Below are 17,603 nucleotides of genomic sequence, written 5' to 3'. Positions count from 1 at the left end.
TCTTTTTGATGTCTCCTGATACAGGTCGCCGCTGCAAAGCGAGGCGAAAATCCTTTCGTCTCATTTCAGTCTAGGAGGTAGACCTTGAGTCTCAATATCGAAGATAAAAAGGCGGTAGTCGCTGAGGTATCTGCTCAACTGGCAGAAGCTCAGACCCTCGTTATCGCTGAATATCGGGGCATCGAGGTTAGCAGCATGACCAAACTCCGCGCTCAGGCGCGCGAGAACGGCGTTTACCTGCGCGTTCTGAAGAACACGCTGGTGCGTCGCGCTGTGGAAGGCACTCCGTTTGCCGGCCTGGCTGACCAAATGGTCGGTCCGCTGGTTTACGCCGTTTCCGCCGACCCGGTTGCTGCTGCCAAGGTGCTGCATCAATTTGCCAAGGCCGACGACAAAATCATCGTCAAGGCAGGTTCCTACGACGGTCAGGTGCTGAACGCCGCTCAGGTTGCTGAGCTCGCGTCCATCCCGAGCCGCGAAGAACTGCTGTCCAAGCTTCTCTACGTTATGCAGGCTCCGGTCGCTGGCTTCGCCCGCGCGCTGGCCGCATTGGCCGAGAAGCAAGCCGAAGCCGCTTAACTTATTTGATTCTTATAGAATTCAGGAGATTTTCACATGGCAATCACCAAAGAAGACATCCTCGAGGCCGTTGCTGGTCTGACCGTTATGGAACTGAACGACCTGGTTAAGGCGTTCGAAGAGAAGTTCGGCGTTTCCGCCGCTGCTGTCGCTGTTGCTGGCCCGGCCGGCGCTGGCGCTGCCGCTGCTGAAGAAAAGACCGAGTTCGACGTTGTTCTGTCCGCCGCTGGCGACAACAAGGTTGGCGTGATCAAGGTTGTTCGCGCGATCACCGGCCTGGGTCTGAAGGAAGCCAAAGACCTGGTAGACGGCGCTCCGAAGAACGTGAAGGAAGGCGTTGCCAAGGCTGAAGCCGAAGACATCGTCAAGCAACTGACCGAAGCCGGTGCCAAGGCTGAAATCAAATAATCTTCTTTGAAAAAAGAAGGTGAGGCTGGCGGAGAAATCCGCCAGCCTTATTGCGCTTGTAGTTGGCGGAAACGAAGAAGGTAAAAGCCAGCAATATACTAGGCGTGGCTGCTGACTTTTGGTTTCTTGCGCCACCCACCTCGATGGAGACTCTATGAGTTATTCGTTTACTGAGAAGAAACGTATTCGTAAGAGCTTTGCGAAACGTGCCAGTGTTCTCGATGTCCCCTTCCTGTTGGCGACCCAGATTGATTCCTACACCGAATTTCTCCAGCTGGGTACGCCGCTGGATGAGCGCAAGGATGTGGGTCTTCAGGCTGCGTTCAAGTCGATCTTCCCGATCGTAAGCCACAACGGCTATGCACGGCTCGACTTTGCCCATTATGTCCTGGGCGAGCCTCCGTTCGACGTGCAGGAATGCCAGCTGCGCGGCATCACCTTTGCCGCGCCGCTGCGCGCGCGCATTCGTCTGACCATTTTTGACAAAGAGTCTTCCAAGCCGGTGGTGAAGGAAGTGCGCGAGAACGAGGTGTACATGGGCGAGATTCCGCTCATGACCGCCAACGGCTCCTTCATCATCAACGGCACCGAGCGAGTGATCGTCTCCCAGCTGCACCGCTCCCCGGGCGTGTTCTTCGAGCACGACCGCGGCAAGACGCACTCGTCCGGCAAGCTGCTGTTCTCCGCCCGCGTGATTCCTTACCGCGGCTCCTGGCTGGACTTCGAATTCGATCCGAAGGACCTGCTGTACTTCCGTATCGACCGTCGCCGCAAGATGCCGGTGACGATCCTGCTGAAGGCGCTGGGCTACACCAACGAAGAGATCCTGTCCGAGTTCTACAGCTTCGACACTTTCTACCTGACCAAGTCCGGCGTGTTCATGCGCGTCGTGCCTGAGCGCCTGAAGGGCGAAGTGGCCAAGTTCGACATCGTGGCTGCCGACGGCAAGCTGATCGTCGCCAAGGACAAGCGCATCACCGCCAAGCACATCCGCGACATCCAGACCGCCGAGCTGGACCGCATCGAAGTGCCGGCCGACGCGCTGCTGGGCAAGATGCTGGCCCACAACGTGGTCAACCAGAACACCGGCGAAGTGATCGCGCGCGCCAACGAGGAAGTGACCGAGGAAATCCTGGCCAAGCTCGCGCTGGCCGAGGTGGAGCAGGTCGAGGTGCTGTTCACCAACGATCTGGACCAGGGCGCCTACATCTCGCAGACCCTGCGCACCGACGACATCCAGGATCAGACCCAGGCTCGCGTGGCGATCTACCGCATGATGCGCCCGGGCGAACCGCCGACCGAAGACGCGGTGGAAGCGCTGTTCCAGCGCCTGTTCTTCAGCGACGAAACCTACGATCTGTCGCGCGTGGGCCGCATGAAGTTCAGCTCCCGCACCTATCAGTACAAGTTCGACGACAAGACCCCCGAGTGGTTCAAGACGTTGATCGGCGAGAAGTTCGCTTCGCGCCGCGACGTGATGGAAGGCACGCTGGCGACCGAGGACATCGTGTCCGTGATCGCCATCCTGACCGAGCTGCGCAATGGCCGCGGCGAAGTGGACGACATCGACCACCTGGGCAACCGCCGCGTGCGTTCGGTGGGCGAGCTGGCCGAGAACCAGTTCCGCGCCGGTCTGGTGCGCGTCGAGCGCGCGGTCAAGGAACGCCTGAACCAGGCCGAGTCCGACAACCTGATGCCGCACGACCTGATCAACGCCAAGCCGGTGTCCGCCGCGATCAAGGAATTCTTCGGTTCCTCGCAGCTGTCCCAGTTCATGGACCAGACCAACCCGCTGTCGGAAATCACCCACAAGCGCCGCGTATCGGCCCTGGGCCCGGGCGGTCTGACCCGCGAGCGCGCGGGCTTTGAAGTTCGTGACGTGCACCCGACCCACTACGGCCGCGTGTGCCCGATCGAAACGCCTGAAGGCCCGAACATCGGCCTGATCAACTCGCTGTCCGTCTACGCGCGCACCAACGAGTTCGGCTTCCTGGAAACCCCGTACCGCAAGGTTGTGGACGGCAAGGTCACCAACGAGATCGACTACCTGTCGGCGATCGAGGAAGGCCGCTACGTCATCGCCCAGGCCAACGCCGAGCTGGATGGCGAAGGCGCGCTGATCGACGAGCTGGTCACCTGCCGCGAGAAGGGCGAAACCATTCTGGCGACCCCGGACCGCGTGCAGTACATGGACGTGGCCACCGGCCAGGTGGTGTCCGTGGCCGCCTCGCTGATTCCGTTCCTGGAGCACGATGACGCCAACCGCGCATTGATGGGCGCCAACATGCAACGCCAGGCTGTGCCGTGCCTGCGTCCGGAAAAAGCCTTCGTCGGCACCGGCATCGAGCGTTCCGTGGCCGTCGACTCCGGCACCACCGTGGTCGCCCGTCGCGGCGGCGTGGTGGACTATGTCGACGCCGGCCGCGTGGTGGTCCGCGTCAACGACGAGGAAGCGACTGCGGGCGAAGTGGGCGTGGACATCTACAACCTGACCAAGTTCACCCGCTCCAACCAGAACACCAACATCAACCAGCGTCCGGTGGTGAAGGTGGGCGACCACATCGCCCGCGGCGACGTGGTGGCCGACGGCGCCTCCACCGACCTGGGCGAGCTGGCGCTGGGTCAGAACATGACCATCGCCTTCATGCCGTGGAACGGCTACAACTACGAAGACTCGATCCTGATCTCGGAAAAGCTGGTCGCCGAAGACCGCTACACCTCGATCCACATCGAAGAGCTGTCCGTGGTTGCCCGCGACACCAAGCTGGGGCCGGAAGAAATCACCCGCGACATCCCGAACCTGTCGGAACGCATGGCAGGCCGCCTGGATGAGTCCGGCATCGTCTACATCGGCGCCGAAGTCGAAGCAGGCGACGTGCTGGTGGGCAAGGTGACGCCGAAGGGCGAAACCCAGCTGACGCCGGAAGAGAAGCTGCTGCGCGCCATCTTCGGCGAGAAGGCTTCCGACGTGAAGGACACGAGCTTGCGCGTGCCGACCGGAACCGTGGGCACGGTGATCGACGTGCAGGTGTTCACCCGCGAAGGCATCGAGCGCGACAAGCGCGCCCAGTCCATCATCGACGCGGAACTGAAGCGCTACCGTCTGGACCTGAACGACCAGCTGCGCATTTTCGACAACGACGCCTTCAGCCGTATCGAGCGCCTGATCGTCGGCAAGGCCGCCAACGGCGGTCCGAAGCGCCTGGCCAAGGGCACTGTGATCGACCAGGAATACCTGGCCGGCCTGCCGACCAAGCACGACTGGTTCGACATCCGCATGGCCGATGAGGACATCGCCAAGCAGCTGGAGCTGATCAAGGAAAGCCTGGCGCAGAAGCGCGAAGAATTCGACCTCAAGTTCGAAGACAAGAAGCGCAAGCTGACCCAGGGCGACGAGCTGCCGCCGGGCGTGCAGAAGATGGTCAAGGTCTACCTGGCCGTCAAGCGCCGCCTGCAGGCCGGCGACAAGATGGCCGGCCGCCACGGCAACAAGGGTGTGGTTTCCCGCATCCTGCCGGTGGAAGACATGCCGTACATGGGCGACGGCCGTCCGGTCGACATCGTGCTGAACCCGCTGGGCGTACCGTCGCGTATGAACATCGGCCAGATCCTGGAAGTGCACCTGGGCTGGGCTGCCAAGGGCATCGGCGAGCGCATCAACCGCATGGTTCGCGAGCAATCCGCAGCCGAGATCCGCGCCTACCTGGAGCGCATCTATAACGAAACCGGCAAGCCGGAAGAAATCGCCGCGCTGTCCGATGCCGAAGTGATGCAGCTGGCGCAGAACCTGAGCAAGGGCATGACCTTCGCCACGCCGGTGTTCGACGGCGCCAAGGAAGCCGAGATCAAGCACATGCTGGACCTGGCCTACCCGGACGGCGACGAGCTGACGGAAAAGATGGGCTTCAACGAGTCCAAGACCCAGATGACCCTGTTCGACGGCCGCTCCGGCGAAGCCTTCGACCGCAAGGTCACCGTGGGCGTGATGCACTACCTGAAGCTGCATCACCTGGTCGACGACAAGATGCACGCCCGTTCCACCGGTCCGTACTCGCTGGTGACCCAGCAGCCGCTGGGCGGCAAGGCCCAGTTCGGCGGCCAGCGTTTCGGTGAGATGGAAGTGTGGGCGCTGGAAGCTTACGGCGCCGCCTACACCCTGCAGGAAATGCTGACGGTGAAGTCGGACGATGTGACCGGCCGTACCAAGGTCTACGAGAACATCGTCAAGGGCGAGCACAAGATCGACGCCGGCATGCCGGAATCCTTCAACGTATTGGTGAAGGAAATCCGCTCGCTCGGCCTCGACATGGACCTGGAACGTTATTGATTGGGTAATAGGGCGCGGCGGAATGCCGCCGCGCCTGTCCCCTGAACTGGAGACGCAATGAAAGCTTTGCTCGATCTCTTTAAGCAAGTTACGCAAGAAGAAGAGTTTGATGCGATCAAGATCGGCATCGCCTCGCCTGACAAGATCCGTTCCTGGTCTTATGGCGAAGTCAAGAAGCCGGAAACCATCAACTACCGTACCTTCAAGCCGGAGCGCGACGGCCTGTTCTGCGCGCGCATCTTCGGCCCGGTGAAGGACTACGAGTGCTTGTGCGGCAAGTACAAGCGCCTGAAGCATCGCGGCGTGATCTGCGAGAAGTGCGGCGTCGAAGTGACGCTGTCCAAGGTGCGCCGCGAGCGCATGGGCCACATCGAGCTGGCCAGCCCGACCGCCCACATCTGGTTCCTGAAGTCGCTGCCGTCACGCCTGGGCATGGTGCTGGACATGACGCTGCGCGACATCGAGCGCGTGCTGTATTTCGAAGCGTACGTCGTGACCGATCCGGGCATGACCCCGATGCAGTACCGCCAGCTCCTGACCGAAGAGGACTTCCTGGACAAGGAAGACCAGTACGGTGAAGAGTTCGTCGCCATGATGGGCGCCGAGGCCGTCAAGGAACTGCTGAAGAAGCTGGATCTGGACGCCGAGATCGAAGGCCTGCGCCGCGAGCTGGAAACCACCAACTCCGACACCAAGATCAAGAAGATCGCCAAGCGCCTGAAGGTGCTGGAGGCGTTCCAGCGTTCCGGCATGAAGCCGGAGTGGATGATCCTGGAAGTGCTGCCGGTGCTGCCGCCGGAACTGCGTCCGCTGGTGCCGCTGGACGGCGGTCGTTTCGCGACCTCCGACCTGAACGACCTGTACCGCCGCGTGATCAACCGTAACAACCGTCTGAAGCGTCTGCTGGAACTGCGCGCGCCGGACATCATCGTGCGCAACGAAAAGCGCATGCTGCAGGAATCGGTTGACTCGCTGCTGGACAACGGTCGTCGCGGCAAGGCCATGACCGGCGCCAACAAGCGCCCGCTGAAGTCGCTGGCCGACATGATCAAGGGCAAGGGCGGTCGCTTCCGTCAGAACTTGCTGGGTAAGCGCGTGGACTACTCCGGTCGTTCCGTGATTACCGTGGGCCCGACCCTGCGTCTGCATCAGTGCGGCCTGCCGAAGAAGATGGCGCTGGAGCTGTTCAAGCCGTTCATCTTCCACAAGCTGGAAGTGATGGGCCTGGCGTCCACCATCAAGGCTGCCAAGAAGCTGGTCGAGCAGGAAGTGCCGGAAGTCTGGGACATCCTCGAAGAAGTGATCCGCGAGCATCCGGTGCTGCTGAACCGCGCCCCGACGCTGCACCGCCTGGGCATCCAGGCGTTCGAGCCGGTGCTGATCGAAGGCAAGGCGATCCAGCTGCATCCGCTGGTCTGCGCGGCGTTCAACGCCGACTTCGACGGCGACCAGATGGCCGTCCACGTGCCGCTGTCGCTGGAAGCGCAGATGGAGGCCCGCACCCTGATGCTGGCCACCAACAACGTGCTGTCTCCGGCCAACGGCGAGCCGATCATCGTGCCGTCGCAGGATATCGTGCTGGGTCTCTATTACATGACCCGCGACAAGGTGAACGGCAAGGGCGAGGGCATGGTGTTTGCGGACACCAAGGAAGTGCATCGCGCTTACGAAACCCGCCAGGTCGAGCTGGCCACCCGCATCACCGTCCGCCTGAAGGAATGGGAAAAGGACGAGCAGGGCGAGTTCCAGCCGGTGATCAAGCGCTATAACACCACCGTCGGCCGCGCGATCCTGTCGGACATCCTGCCGAAGGGCCTGCCGTTCGAGCACATCAACAAGGCGCTGAAGAAGAAGGAAATCTCCAAGCTGATCAACGTGTCGTTCCGCCGTTGCGGCATCCGCGATACCGTGATCTTCGCCGACCAGCTGATGTACACCGGCTTCGCCTACTCCACCCGCGGCGGCATCTCCATCTGCGTGGACGACATGCAGATTCCGGTCAAGAAGAGCGAACTGCTCGGCGAGGCCAACAAGGAAGTCAAGGAGATCGAGGAGCAGTACCGTCAAGGCCTGGTGACCCAGGGCGAACGCTACAACAAGGTAGTGGACATCTGGGGCCGCACCGGCGACAAGATCGCCAAGGCGATGATGGACGAGCTGTCCAAGCAGAAGGTGCTGGACCGCGAAGGCAAGGAAGTCGATCAGGAATCCTTCAACTCCATTTACATGATGGCCGACTCGGGCGCGCGGGGTTCTGCAGCCCAGATCAAGCAGCTGGCCGGCATGCGGGGTCTGATGGCGAAGCCGGACGGCTCGATTATCGAAACGCCGATTACCGCCAACTTCCGCGAAGGTCTGACCGTACTCCAGTACTTCATCTCGACCCACGGCGCCCGTAAGGGTCTGGCGGATACGGCCTTGAAGACCGCCAACTCCGGTTACCTGACCCGTCGTCTGGTCGACGTGACCCAGGATCTGGTGGTGATCGAAGACGATTGCGGCACCAGCAACGGCTTCACCATGAAGGCGGTGCTGCAGGGCGGCGACGTGATCGAGGCGCTGCGCGACCGTATCCTCGGCCGCGTGACCGCGGTCGACGTGGTGGATCCGTCCACCGGCGAAACCGTGATCGAAGCCGGCACCCTGATGGATGAGCATCTGGTGGATCTGGTCGACAGTCTCGGCATCGACGAAGTCAAGGTCCGCACCGCGATCACTTGCGACACCCGCTACGGCCTGTGCGCCAAGTGCTACGGCCGCGACCTGGCGCGCGGCAAGCAGGTGAACGCCGGCGAAGCGATCGGCGTGATCGCCGCCCAGTCCATCGGCGAACCGGGCACCCAGCTGACCATGCGTACCTTCCACATCGGTGGCGCGGCATCGCGAAACGCGGCCGCCAGCCAGGTGGAAGGCAAGTCCAACGGCACCGTGCGCTTCTCCAGCCAGATGCGCTACGTGGCCAACACCAAGGGCGAGCTGATCGTCATCACCCGCTCCGGCGAAGTGGTGATCCATGACGACATGGGCCGCGAGCGCGAGCGCCGCAAGGTGCCGTACGGCGCGACCCTGATGGTGACCGACGGTCTGCAGATCAAGGCTGGCGCCGTGCTGGCCACCTGGGATCCGCACACCCGTCCGATCATCACCGAGTACGCCGGCCGCGTGAAGTTCGAGAACGTGGAAGAGGGCAACACCGTCGCCAAGCAGACCGACGAAGTGACCGGCCTGTCGACGCTGGTGGTCATCGATCCGAAGCGCCGCGCGGGTTCGCAGTCCAAGATGCTGCGTCCGCTGGTGAAGCTGCTCGACGACAACGGCAACGAAGTGAAGCTGGCCGGTTCCGACGCCTCGGTATCGATCACCTTCCAAGTCGGCGCCATCATCACCGTGCGCGACGGTCAGGACGTGGGCAAGGGCGAAGTGCTGGCCCGCATCCCGCAGGAATCGTCGAAGACCCGCGACATTACCGGCGGTCTGCCGCGCGTGGCCGAGCTGTTCGAAGCCCGTTCGCCGAAGGATGCCGGCATGCTGGCCGAGGTGACCGGTACCGTTTCGTTCGGCAAGGACACCAAGGGCAAGCAGCGCCTGATCATCACCGACCTGGAAGGCAACGGTTACGAAAACCTGATTCCGAAGGACAAGCACGTGCTGGTCCACGACGGTCAGGTGGTGAACCGCGGCGAATCCATCGTCGACGGTCCGGTCGATCCGCACGACATCCTGCGCCTGCAGGGCATCGAGGCGCTGGCCCGCTACATCGTCCAGGAAGTGCAGGAGGTGTATCGTCTGCAGGGCGTGAAGATCAACGACAAGCACATCGAGGTGATCATCCGCCAGATGCTGCGTCGCGTGATCATTACCGACAGCGGCGACACCGAGTTCATCCAGGGCGAGCAGGTGGAGCGCGCCGACGTGCTGGAAATGAACGACAAGATGATGGCGGAAAACAAGGAGCCGGCGCAGTACGAAAACGTGCTGCTGGGCATCACCAAGGCTTCGCTGTCGACCGACTCGTTCATCTCCGCGGCTTCCTTCCAGGAAACCACGCGCGTGCTGACCGAAGCCGCCATCATGGGCAAGCGCGACGATCTGCGCGGTCTGAAGGAAAACGTGATCGTCGGCCGTCTGATCCCGGCCGGCACCGGTCTCGCCTACCATCGCACCCGCCGCCGCCAGAACCTGGGTCTGGACGCTGGCGAGTCCATGCTGTTCGATCCGGCCCCGGCGGCGCTGGAAAGCGGCGAATAAGCTGGGCCTCGCGGCCAAGTGTTGAAAAAACGCTGCTCCATCAACGGTTAACGTTGCTGGGGCGGCGTTTTTTATTTGACGCTTGACCGTTGACTAAAATATAATCCTCCGTCCTTTCTGGAGGCGTGTTGCTTCCGGGAAGCTTCAACTAGGAACTGATAGTAATGCCAACCATTAACCAACTCGTTCGCAAGGGCCGCGTCGCCATCACGGCGAAGAGCAAGGTGCCTGCGCTGGAAGCCTGCCCGCAGAAGCGTGGCGTGTGCACCCGTGTTTACACCACCACTCCGAAGAAGCCGAACTCGGCTCTGCGTAAAGTGTGCAAGGTTCGTCTGACCAACGGTTTCGAAGTCATTTCGTACATCGGCGGTGAAGGCCACAACCTGCAGGAACACTCCGTGGTGCTGATCCGCGGCGGTCGTGTGAAGGACTTGCCGGGTGTGCGTTACCACACCGTGCGCGGTTCCCTGGATACCGCAGGCGTTAAAGACCGTAAGCAAGCTCGCTCCAAGTACGGCGCCAAGCGTCCCAAGTAATCGGGATGTTTTGAAGGCGGCCTGATCAACACTCAGGGTCGTCTAGTAAGTGACTGCTCCGTTGGGTAGTCATGAGCGAATAGAGCTCAACTGAATATTTTAAGGAAGTGACATGCCACGTCGCAGAGAAGTCCCCAAGCGCGAAATTCTGCCGGATCCGAAGTTCGGTTCCCAGGATCTGTCCAAGTTCATGAACGTTGTCATGATCGACGGCAAGAAGTCTGTTGCCGAACGCATCATCTACGGCGCGCTGGAACAGATCGAAAAGAAAACCGGTAAGAACGCTATCGAAGTGTTCAACACCGCACTGTCCAACGCCAAGCCGGTGGTGGAAGTGAAGAGCCGCCGTGTAGGCGGTGCAAACTATCAAGTTCCTGTTGAAGTCCGCCCGTCCCGTCGTATGGCTCTGGCCATGCGCTGGCTGCGCGACGCCGCTCGCAAGCGCGGCGAGAAGTCCATGGATCTGCGCCTGGCTGGTGAGCTGATCGACGCGGCCGAAGGCCGTGGCGGCGCGATGAAGAAGCGTGACGAAGTGCACCGCATGGCAGAAGCCAACAAGGCCTTCTCGCACTTCCGTTTCTAAGCTTTACCAATTATTAAGGTGTAAGCCGTGGCAAGGAAAACCCCCATTGAGCGCTACCGTAACATCGGTATCTCCGCTCACATCGACGCCGGTAAGACCACTACTACCGAGCGTATTCTGTTTTACACCGGTGTAAACCACAAAATCGGTGAAGTGCATGATGGCGCCGCCACCATGGACTGGATGGAGCAGGAACAGGAGCGTGGCATCACGATCACCTCCGCTGCGACCACTACCTTCTGGAAAGGTATGGCCATGCAGTTCCCGGAGCATCGCTTCAACATCATCGACACCCCGGGACACGTGGACTTTACCATCGAGGTAGAGCGTTCCATGCGTGTTCTGGACGGCGCCGTGATGGTGTACTGCGCCGTGGGCGGCGTGCAGCCGCAGTCTGAAACCGTATGGCGTCAGGCTAACAAGTACAAGGTTCCGCGCATCGCGTTCGTGAACAAGATGGACCGTCAAGGCGCCAACTTCTTCCGCGCCGTGGAGCAGGTGAAGACCCGCCTGCGCGGCAATCCGGTGCCTATCGTGGTGCCGATCGGCGCTGAAGACGGCTTCTCCGGCGTTGTCGACCTGCTGAAGATGAAGGCCATCATTTGGGACGAAGCCTCTCAAGGCATGAAGTTCGAATATGGCGACATCCCGGCCGACCTGGTTTCCGTGGCCGAAGAATGGCGCGAGAAGATGGTCGAAGCCGCTGCCGAAGTCAGCGACGAGATGATGGACAAGTACCTGGGCGGCGAAACGCTGACCGAGGAAGAAATCATCGCCGGTCTGCGCGAGCGTACCCTGAAGTGCGAAATCCAGCCGATGCTGTGCGGTTCCGCGTTCAAGAACAAGGGTGTTCAGCGCATGCTGGACGCCGTGATTGAACTGCTGCCGTCGCCGACCGAAGTGCCGGCGATCAAGGGCGAAACCGACGGCGTCGAAGCCGAGCGTCACGCTTCCGACGACGAGCCGTTCTCGGCTCTGGCGTTCAAGCTGATGAACGACCCGTACGTGGGTCAGCTGACCTTCTTCCGCGTCTACTCCGGCGTGGTGAAGTCCGGCGACACCGTGCTGAACTCGGTGAAGGGCAAGAAGGAACGTATCGGCCGTATCGTGCAAATGCACGCCAACGACCGTAAGGAAATCGAAGAAGTGCGCGCCGGCGACATCGCCGCGGCGATCGGCCTGAAGGAAGTCACCACTGGTGAAACCCTGTGCGCCGTCGACGCGGAAATCATCCTGGAGCGCATGGAGTTCCCGGATCCGGTGATCCACGTTGCCGTTGAGCCGAAGACCAAGGCTGACCAGGAAAAGATGGGCGTGGCCCTGAACCGCCTGGCCAAGGAAGATCCGTCGTTCCGCGTGCGTACCGACGAAGAATCCGGCCAGACCATCATTTCCGGCATGGGCGAGCTGCACCTGGAAATTCTGGTTGACCGCATGAAGCGCGAATTCGGCGTTGAAGCCAACGTCGGCGCGCCGCAAGTGGCTTACCGTGAAACCATCACCAAGACTGTTACCGATGTGGAAGGCAAGCACGTTAAGCAGTCCGGTGGTAAGGGTCAGTACGGTCACGCCGTGATCACGCTGGAACCGTCCGGCGAAGGCAAGGGTTACCAGTTCTTCGACGAGATCAAGGGTGGCGTGATTCCGCGTGAATTCATTCCGTCCGTCGACAAGGGTATCCAGAACACTCTGGGTAACGGTATCCTTGCCGGCTTCCCGGTGGTGGACGTGACTGTGCGTCTGACCTTCGGTTCCTACCACGACGTCGACTCCTCGCAGATCGCGTTCGAACTGGCAGGCTCGCTGGCATTCAAGGAAGCCATGCGTCGCGCCGGTCCGTGCATCCTCGAGCCGATGATGGCCGTGGAAGTGGAAACTCCGGAAGAGTACATGGGTGACGTCATGGGTGACCTGAACCGCCGCCGCGGCATGGTGCAGGGCATGGACGACGACGGTCTGGGTGGCAAGAAGATCAAGGCCGAAGTACCGCTGGCCGAAATGTTCGGCTATTCCACCGACCTGCGTTCCGCTACCCAGGGTCGTGCGACCTACTCCATGGAGTTCAAGCACTACTCCGAGGCTCCGAAGCACGTCGCTGAAGCCGTAATGGCCGCCAAGAAGTAATGCGCGCTGAGGCTGGCCGGGCCGACCCGGCCAGTCCCGATCTAATGTTCTTTAATTAAGGATTTTTGCAAAATGGCAAAAGAAAAGTTTGAGCGGACCAAACCGCACGTAAACGTAGGCACCATCGGTCACGTGGACCACGGTAAGACCACCCTGACCGCTGCTATCACCACGATTCTGTCGAAGAAGTTCGGTGGCGAAGCCAAAGACTACTCCCAGATCGACAGCGCGCCGGAAGAGAAGGCTCGTGGTATCACCATCAATACCGCGCACGTTGAATACGAAACCGAGACCCGCCACTACGCTCACGTAGACTGCCCGGGCCACGCCGACTACGTTAAGAACATGATCACCGGTGCTGCCCAGATGGACGGCGCGATCCTGGTCTGCTCGGCCGCTGACGGTCCGATGCCGCAAACCCGCGAACACATCCTGCTGTCCCGCCAGGTTGGCGTGCCGTACATCATCGTCTACCTGAACAAGGCTGACCTGGTTGACGACGCCGAGCTGCTGGAACTGGTGGAAATGGAAGTGCGCGATCTGCTGTCTTCCTATGACTTCCCGGGCGACGACACCCCGATCGTGACCGGCTCCGCTCGTCTGGCGCTGGAAGGCGACCAGTCCGAAATGGGCGAACCGTCGATCTTCCGTCTGGCTGACGCGCTGGATTCCTACATCCCGACTCCGGAGCGCGCCATCGACAAGCCGTTCCTGCTGCCGATCGAAGACGTGTTCTCGATCTCCGGCCGCGGCACCGTGGTGACCGGTCGCGTAGAGCGCGGCATCGTGAAAGTGGGTGAAGAACTGGAAATCGTGGGTCTGAAAGACACCGTGAAGACCACCTGCACCGGCGTGGAAATGTTCCGCAAGCTGCTGGACCAAGGTCAAGCCGGCGACAACGTGGGCGTGCTGCTGCGCGGCACCAAGCGTGAAGACGTGGAGCGCGGCCAGGTTCTGGCCAAGCCGGGCACCATCACCCCGCACACCAAGTTCGAAGCTTCGGTGTACGTTCTGTCCAAGGACGAAGGTGGCCGTCACACCCCGTTCTTCGCGAACTACCGTCCGCAGTTCTATTTCCGCACCACCGACGTGACCGGCGCGATCTCGCTGGCCGAAGGCGTGGAAATGGTAATGCCGGGCGACAACGTGGAAATCAAGGTTGAGCTGATCGCCCCGATCGCCATGGAAGAAGGTCTGCGCTTCGCCATCCGCGAAGGCGGCCGTACCGTCGGCGCCGGCGTGGTTGCCAAGATCATCGCTTAATCGGACCGGAGATTTTCATGTCTAGCCAAAAAATCCGCATCCGCCTGAAAGCGTTCGATTACAACCTGATCGACCGTTCTGCCCAGGAAATCGTTGAAACCGCCAAGCGCACCGGCGCCGTCGTCAAGGGCCCGGTTCCGCTGCCGACCAAGATCGAGCGTTTCAACGTTCTGCGTTCCCCGCACGTGAACAAGACTTCCCGCGACCAGCTGGAAATCCGCACTCACCTGCGTCTGATGGACATCGTAGACCCGACCGACAAGACTGTTGATGCTCTGATGAAGCTCGACCTGCCGGCCGGTGTGGATGTGGAAATCAAGCTGCAGTAATCGCCGGACAGGAGAGAGTCGCACGCTAAGTGCTTGCGATTCTTGAATTTTCTGTGATACATTAGCGGACTCGCCGTTTTGGCGAGTCCGTTTTTGTTTTTATGTCGTGTTTTTTATGCCGGTCAATCGTAATCGGCGCCTGAAAAAGGAAATAAACATGAGTTTAGGTCTTGTCGGTCGCAAAGTCGGCATGACCCGCATTTTTGCCGAAGATGGCGCAACCATCCCGGTAACTGTGCTGGACATGTCCTCTAACCGCGTCACGCAAATCAAAACCGCAGAAACCGACGGCTACAACGCCGTTCAGGTTACCTATGGCTCCAAGAAGGCTAGCCGCGTAAACAAGGCTGATGCCGGTCACTTCGCCAAGGCTGGCGTGGAAGCCGGTCTGGGTCTGGCCGAGTTCGCTCTGTCCGCCGACGCGCTGTCCAACTTCAAGCCGGGCGATGCTATCGCTGTCGAAATCTTCACCGTTGGTCAACTGGTTGATGTAACCGGCACCTCCAAGGGTAAGGGTTTCTCCGGCGTGATCAAGCGCCACAACTTCTCTTCCAACCGTGCTTCGCACGGTAACTCGCGTTCGCACAATACGCCGGGTTCCATCGGTCAAGCTCAAGATCCGGGTCGCGTTTTCCCGGGTAAGCGCATGGCCGGTCAATACGGCAACGTGAAGAGCACTGTTCAGTGCCTCGAGATCGTTCGTGTCGATGCCGAGCGTCAACTGATCCTGGTCAAGGGCGCTGTCCCGGGTGCCAAGAACGGCGACGTGGTCGTGCGTCCTAGCGTGAAGGCGGGTGCGTGATGGAATTGAATGTAATCAATACCCAAGGCAAGGCTGTTGGCAGCCTGCAAGTGTCCGACGCTCTGTTCGGCCGCGAATACAACGAAGCTCTGGTGCATCAGGTTGTGACCGCGTTCCTGGCGAACGCTCGCAGCGGCAACCGTGCCCAGCTGACTCGTGCTGAAGTGAAGCACTCGACCAAGAAGCCGTTCCGTCAGAAGGGCACTGGTAACGCTCGTGCCGGTATGACTTCCACCCCGAACCGTCGTGGTGGTGGCCGTGCCTTCCCGAACAAGCCGGACGAGAACTTCACTCAGAAGGTTAACCGCAAGATGTACCGCGCGGGCATTGCGACCATCCTGTCGCAACTGGTGCGTGACGAACGCCTGATCGTGGTTGACGACCTGTCGGTTGCCAGCCCGAAGACCAAGGAATTCGTCGGCGCCGTTCAGCCGATGGGTCTGGAGCAAGCTCTGTTCATCACCAATGAGCTGAGCGAAAACCTCTATCTCTCTTCGCGTAACCTGCCGAACATGCTGGTTATCGAAGCGGTTCAGGCCGATCCGTACAGCCTGCTGCGCTTCAAGAAGACCGTGATCACCCGCGACGCCGTGAAGCAACTGGAGGAGCAGTGGGCATGAACCAAGAACGTCTGTTGCAAGTAATCCTTGCGCCCATCGTTTCCGAAAAGAGCACCATGATCGCTGAGAAGAACCAGCAAGTGGCGTTCCGCGTTGCCAAAGACGCGACCAAGCCGGAAATCAAGGCCGCTGTCGAAATGCTGTTCAACGTAAAAGTTGATGGCGTTTCCACCGTGAACGTCAAGGGCAAGGTTAAGCGTTTCGGCCGTACCATCGGTCGTCGCAGTGACTGGAAAAAGGCCTACGTTAGCCTGGTCGATGGTCAAGAACTTGACCTGACCGCTACCCCGGCCGCGGCGGAGTAAGGAGATAGAGCATGCCTATCGTTAAGGTAAAACCGACTTCCGCGGGTCGTCGTGCCGTAGTCAAGGTGGTAAACCCTGATCTGCACAAGGGCGCTCCGCACGCAGCTCTGGTTGAGAAGAAAAACTCGACCGGCGGCCGCAATCACAATGGCCACATCACCACGCGTCATCGTGGCGGTGGTCACAAGAAGCACTACCGTCTGATCGACTTCCGTCGCAACAAGGATGGCATCCCGGCGAAAGTGGAACGCATCGAATACGATCCGAACCGCACCGCCCACATCGCCCTGTTGTGCTACGCCGACGGCGAGCGCCGCTACATCATCGCCCCGCGCGGCGTGAAGGTTGGCGCCGTGCTGCTGTCCGGTTCCGAGGCTCCGATCAAGGCCGGTAACGCTCTGCCGATCCGCAACATTCCGGTGGGTACCACTATCCACTGCGTGGAAATGCAACCCGGCAAGGGCGCTCAGATGGTTCGTTCCGCTGGCGCTTCTGCAATGCTGCTGGCTCGCGAAGGCGTGTACGCTCAACTGCGTCTGCGCTCCGGCGAGATCCGCCTGGTGCACGTCGATTGCCGTGCGACCGTTGGCGAAGTGGGTAACGAAGAGCACTCCCTGCGCAAGCTGGGCAAGGCTGGCGCGACCCGTTGGCGCGGCATCCGTCCGACCGTTCGCGGTACGGCGATGAACCCGATCGATCACCCGCACGGTGGTGGTGAAGGCCGCACTGGCGAAGGCCGCGTACCGGTTAGCCCGTGGGGCACTCCGGCCAAGGGCTTCCGTACCCGTCGCAACAAGCGTACCGACAACATGATCGTACGCCGTCGCTATTCCAACAAAGGGTAATTGACAATGGCACGTTCGCAGAAAAAAGGCCCGTTCGTTGATCTGCACCTCCTGAAGAAGGTGGATGCGGTACGGGCAACCAGCGACAAGCGTCCGATCAAGACCTGGTCGCGTCGTTCGACCATCCTGCCGGACTTTATTGGTCTGACCATCGCTGTGCACAACGGTCGCACTCACGTTCCGGTCTATGTTTCTGAAAACATGGTCGGCCACAAACTGGGTGAATTCTCTCTGACTCGTACCTTCAAAGGCCACGCTGCCGACAAGAAGGCGAAGAAGAAGTAAGGTGAAGCGATGAGAGTATCTGCAAATCTGAAAAGTGTTCGCCTGTCGGCTCAAAAGTGCCGCCTGGTGGCCGATCTGGTCCGCGGCAAGTCCGTAGACCAGGCGCTGAATATCCTGGCCTTCTCCCCGAAGAAGGGCGCGGTAATCATCAAGAAAGTGCTGGAATCTGCAATCGCTAACGCCGAGCACAACGAAGGCGCTGACATCGACACCCTGCGTGTCACCAGCATCTTTGTTGACAAGGGCGCTAGTCTGAAGCGTTTCACTGCCCGTGCTAAGGGTCGTGGCAACCGCATCGAAAAGCAGACCTGCCACATTTCCTTGACCGTTGGCAATTAAGGGGTAAGAA

General features: G+C 60.5%; 15 protein-coding genes. All 15 read left to right on the top strand.

Features of this window, described 5'->3' with window-relative positions; all coding sequences use genetic code 11:
- Window positions 1-84: 84 nt before the first annotated feature.
- Entirely contained in the window at window positions 85-579 is a 495-nt protein-coding gene (rplJ, locus tag CV_RS20775) for a 50S ribosomal protein L10 (protein ID WP_011137742.1), read from the top strand.
- A 36-nt stretch (window positions 580-615) separates the two neighbouring features.
- A complete protein-coding gene (rplL, locus tag CV_RS20770) occupies window positions 616-987 on the top strand; it encodes a 50S ribosomal protein L7/L12 (RefSeq protein ID WP_011137741.1) in 372 nt (123 codons plus the stop codon).
- Between the two features lie 154 nt (window positions 988-1,141).
- A complete protein-coding gene (gene rpoB, locus CV_RS20765; RefSeq protein ID WP_011137740.1) occupies window positions 1,142-5,314 on the top strand; it encodes a DNA-directed RNA polymerase subunit beta in 4,173 nt (1,390 codons plus the stop codon).
- Between the two features lie 57 nt (window positions 5,315-5,371).
- Window positions 5,372-9,562, top strand: coding sequence for a DNA-directed RNA polymerase subunit beta' (gene rpoC / locus CV_RS20760; protein ID WP_011137739.1), 4,191 nt, complete (start codon window positions 5,372-5,374; stop codon window positions 9,560-9,562).
- Window positions 9,563-9,726: 164 nt separating this feature from the next.
- Window positions 9,727-10,098: a 30S ribosomal protein S12 gene (rpsL, locus tag CV_RS20755; protein WP_011137738.1), complete on the top strand. Its 372-nt coding sequence runs from the start codon at window positions 9,727-9,729 to the stop codon at window positions 10,096-10,098.
- Between the two features lie 112 nt (window positions 10,099-10,210).
- On the top strand, window positions 10,211-10,681 hold the full coding sequence (rpsG, locus tag CV_RS20750) for a 30S ribosomal protein S7 (RefSeq protein ID WP_011137737.1): 471 nt from the start codon (window positions 10,211-10,213) through the stop codon (window positions 10,679-10,681).
- Between the two features lie 27 nt (window positions 10,682-10,708).
- Complete coding sequence (fusA, locus tag CV_RS20745) at window positions 10,709-12,805, top strand: elongation factor G (RefSeq protein WP_011137736.1); 2,097 nt, start codon at window positions 10,709-10,711, stop codon at window positions 12,803-12,805.
- 72 nt (window positions 12,806-12,877) lie between these two features.
- Window positions 12,878-14,068, top strand: coding sequence for an elongation factor Tu (gene tuf, locus CV_RS20740; RefSeq protein WP_011137735.1), 1,191 nt, complete (start codon window positions 12,878-12,880; stop codon window positions 14,066-14,068).
- Window positions 14,069-14,085: 17 nt separating this feature from the next.
- Window positions 14,086-14,397 (top strand): 30S ribosomal protein S10, encoded by a 312-nt coding sequence (gene rpsJ / locus CV_RS20735; protein WP_011137734.1) that lies wholly within the window; start codon window positions 14,086-14,088, stop codon window positions 14,395-14,397.
- Between the two features lie 157 nt (window positions 14,398-14,554).
- Window positions 14,555-15,199, top strand: a complete 645-nt coding sequence (rplC, locus tag CV_RS20730; protein WP_011137733.1) for a 50S ribosomal protein L3 — start codon at window positions 14,555-14,557, stop codon at window positions 15,197-15,199.
- Window positions 15,199-15,819: a 50S ribosomal protein L4 gene (gene rplD, locus CV_RS20725; RefSeq protein ID WP_011137732.1), complete on the top strand. Its 621-nt coding sequence runs from the start codon at window positions 15,199-15,201 to the stop codon at window positions 15,817-15,819. The genes rplC and rplD overlap by 1 nt, the downstream gene beginning before the upstream one ends.
- The gene (rplW, locus tag CV_RS20720; RefSeq protein WP_011137731.1) at window positions 15,816-16,124 is read left to right on the top strand and encodes a 50S ribosomal protein L23; all 309 of its coding nucleotides are present in this window, start codon (window positions 15,816-15,818) and stop codon (window positions 16,122-16,124) included. Before rplD ends, rplW begins: the two co-directional genes overlap by 4 nt.
- Before the next feature lie 11 nt (window positions 16,125-16,135).
- Complete coding sequence (gene rplB / locus CV_RS20715) at window positions 16,136-16,969, top strand: 50S ribosomal protein L2 (protein ID WP_011137730.1); 834 nt, start codon at window positions 16,136-16,138, stop codon at window positions 16,967-16,969.
- Window positions 16,970-16,975: 6 nt separating this feature from the next.
- The gene (rpsS, locus tag CV_RS20710) at window positions 16,976-17,254 is read left to right on the top strand and encodes a 30S ribosomal protein S19 (protein ID WP_011137729.1); all 279 of its coding nucleotides are present in this window, start codon (window positions 16,976-16,978) and stop codon (window positions 17,252-17,254) included.
- Window positions 17,255-17,263: 9 nt separating this feature from the next.
- Complete coding sequence (gene rplV / locus CV_RS20705; protein WP_011137728.1) at window positions 17,264-17,593, top strand: 50S ribosomal protein L22; 330 nt, start codon at window positions 17,264-17,266, stop codon at window positions 17,591-17,593.
- The last annotated feature ends 10 nt before the right edge of the window (window positions 17,594-17,603 follow it).

This window comes from Chromobacterium violaceum ATCC 12472 (assembly GCF_000007705.1).
In the GTDB taxonomy this organism is placed as follows: domain Bacteria; phylum Pseudomonadota; class Gammaproteobacteria; order Burkholderiales; family Chromobacteriaceae; genus Chromobacterium; species Chromobacterium violaceum.
Note: the sequence above shows the minus strand (reverse complement) of the source record. Positions and strands in the feature narration are given on the sequence as shown.

Bases quoted from the DNA above. Each gene is read 5' to 3' on its own strand.
- rpoB (WP_011137740.1), top strand. From the start codon at position 1,142: ATGAGTTATTCGTTTACTGAGAAGAAACGTATTCGTAAGAGCTTTGCG.
- rpoC (WP_011137739.1), top strand. From the start codon at position 5,372: ATGAAAGCTTTGCTCGATCTCTTTAAGCAAGTTACGCAAGAAGAAGAG.
- rpsJ (WP_011137734.1), top strand. From the start codon at position 14,086: ATGTCTAGCCAAAAAATCCGCATCCGCCTGAAAGCGTTCGATTACAAC.
- rplV (WP_011137728.1), top strand. From the start codon at position 17,264: ATGAGAGTATCTGCAAATCTGAAAAGTGTTCGCCTGTCGGCTCAAAAG.
- rpsS (WP_011137729.1), top strand. From the start codon at position 16,976: ATGGCACGTTCGCAGAAAAAAGGCCCGTTCGTTGATCTGCACCTCCTG.
- rplW (WP_011137731.1), top strand. From the start codon at position 15,816: ATGAACCAAGAACGTCTGTTGCAAGTAATCCTTGCGCCCATCGTTTCC.
- rplD (WP_011137732.1), top strand. From the start codon at position 15,199: ATGGAATTGAATGTAATCAATACCCAAGGCAAGGCTGTTGGCAGCCTG.
- rplB (WP_011137730.1), top strand. From the start codon at position 16,136: ATGCCTATCGTTAAGGTAAAACCGACTTCCGCGGGTCGTCGTGCCGTA.
- tuf (WP_011137735.1), top strand. From the start codon at position 12,878: ATGGCAAAAGAAAAGTTTGAGCGGACCAAACCGCACGTAAACGTAGGC.
- rpsG (WP_011137737.1), top strand. From the start codon at position 10,211: ATGCCACGTCGCAGAGAAGTCCCCAAGCGCGAAATTCTGCCGGATCCG.
- rplC (WP_011137733.1), top strand. From the start codon at position 14,555: ATGAGTTTAGGTCTTGTCGGTCGCAAAGTCGGCATGACCCGCATTTTT.
- rplL (WP_011137741.1), top strand. From the start codon at position 616: ATGGCAATCACCAAAGAAGACATCCTCGAGGCCGTTGCTGGTCTGACC.
- rpsL (WP_011137738.1), top strand. From the start codon at position 9,727: ATGCCAACCATTAACCAACTCGTTCGCAAGGGCCGCGTCGCCATCACG.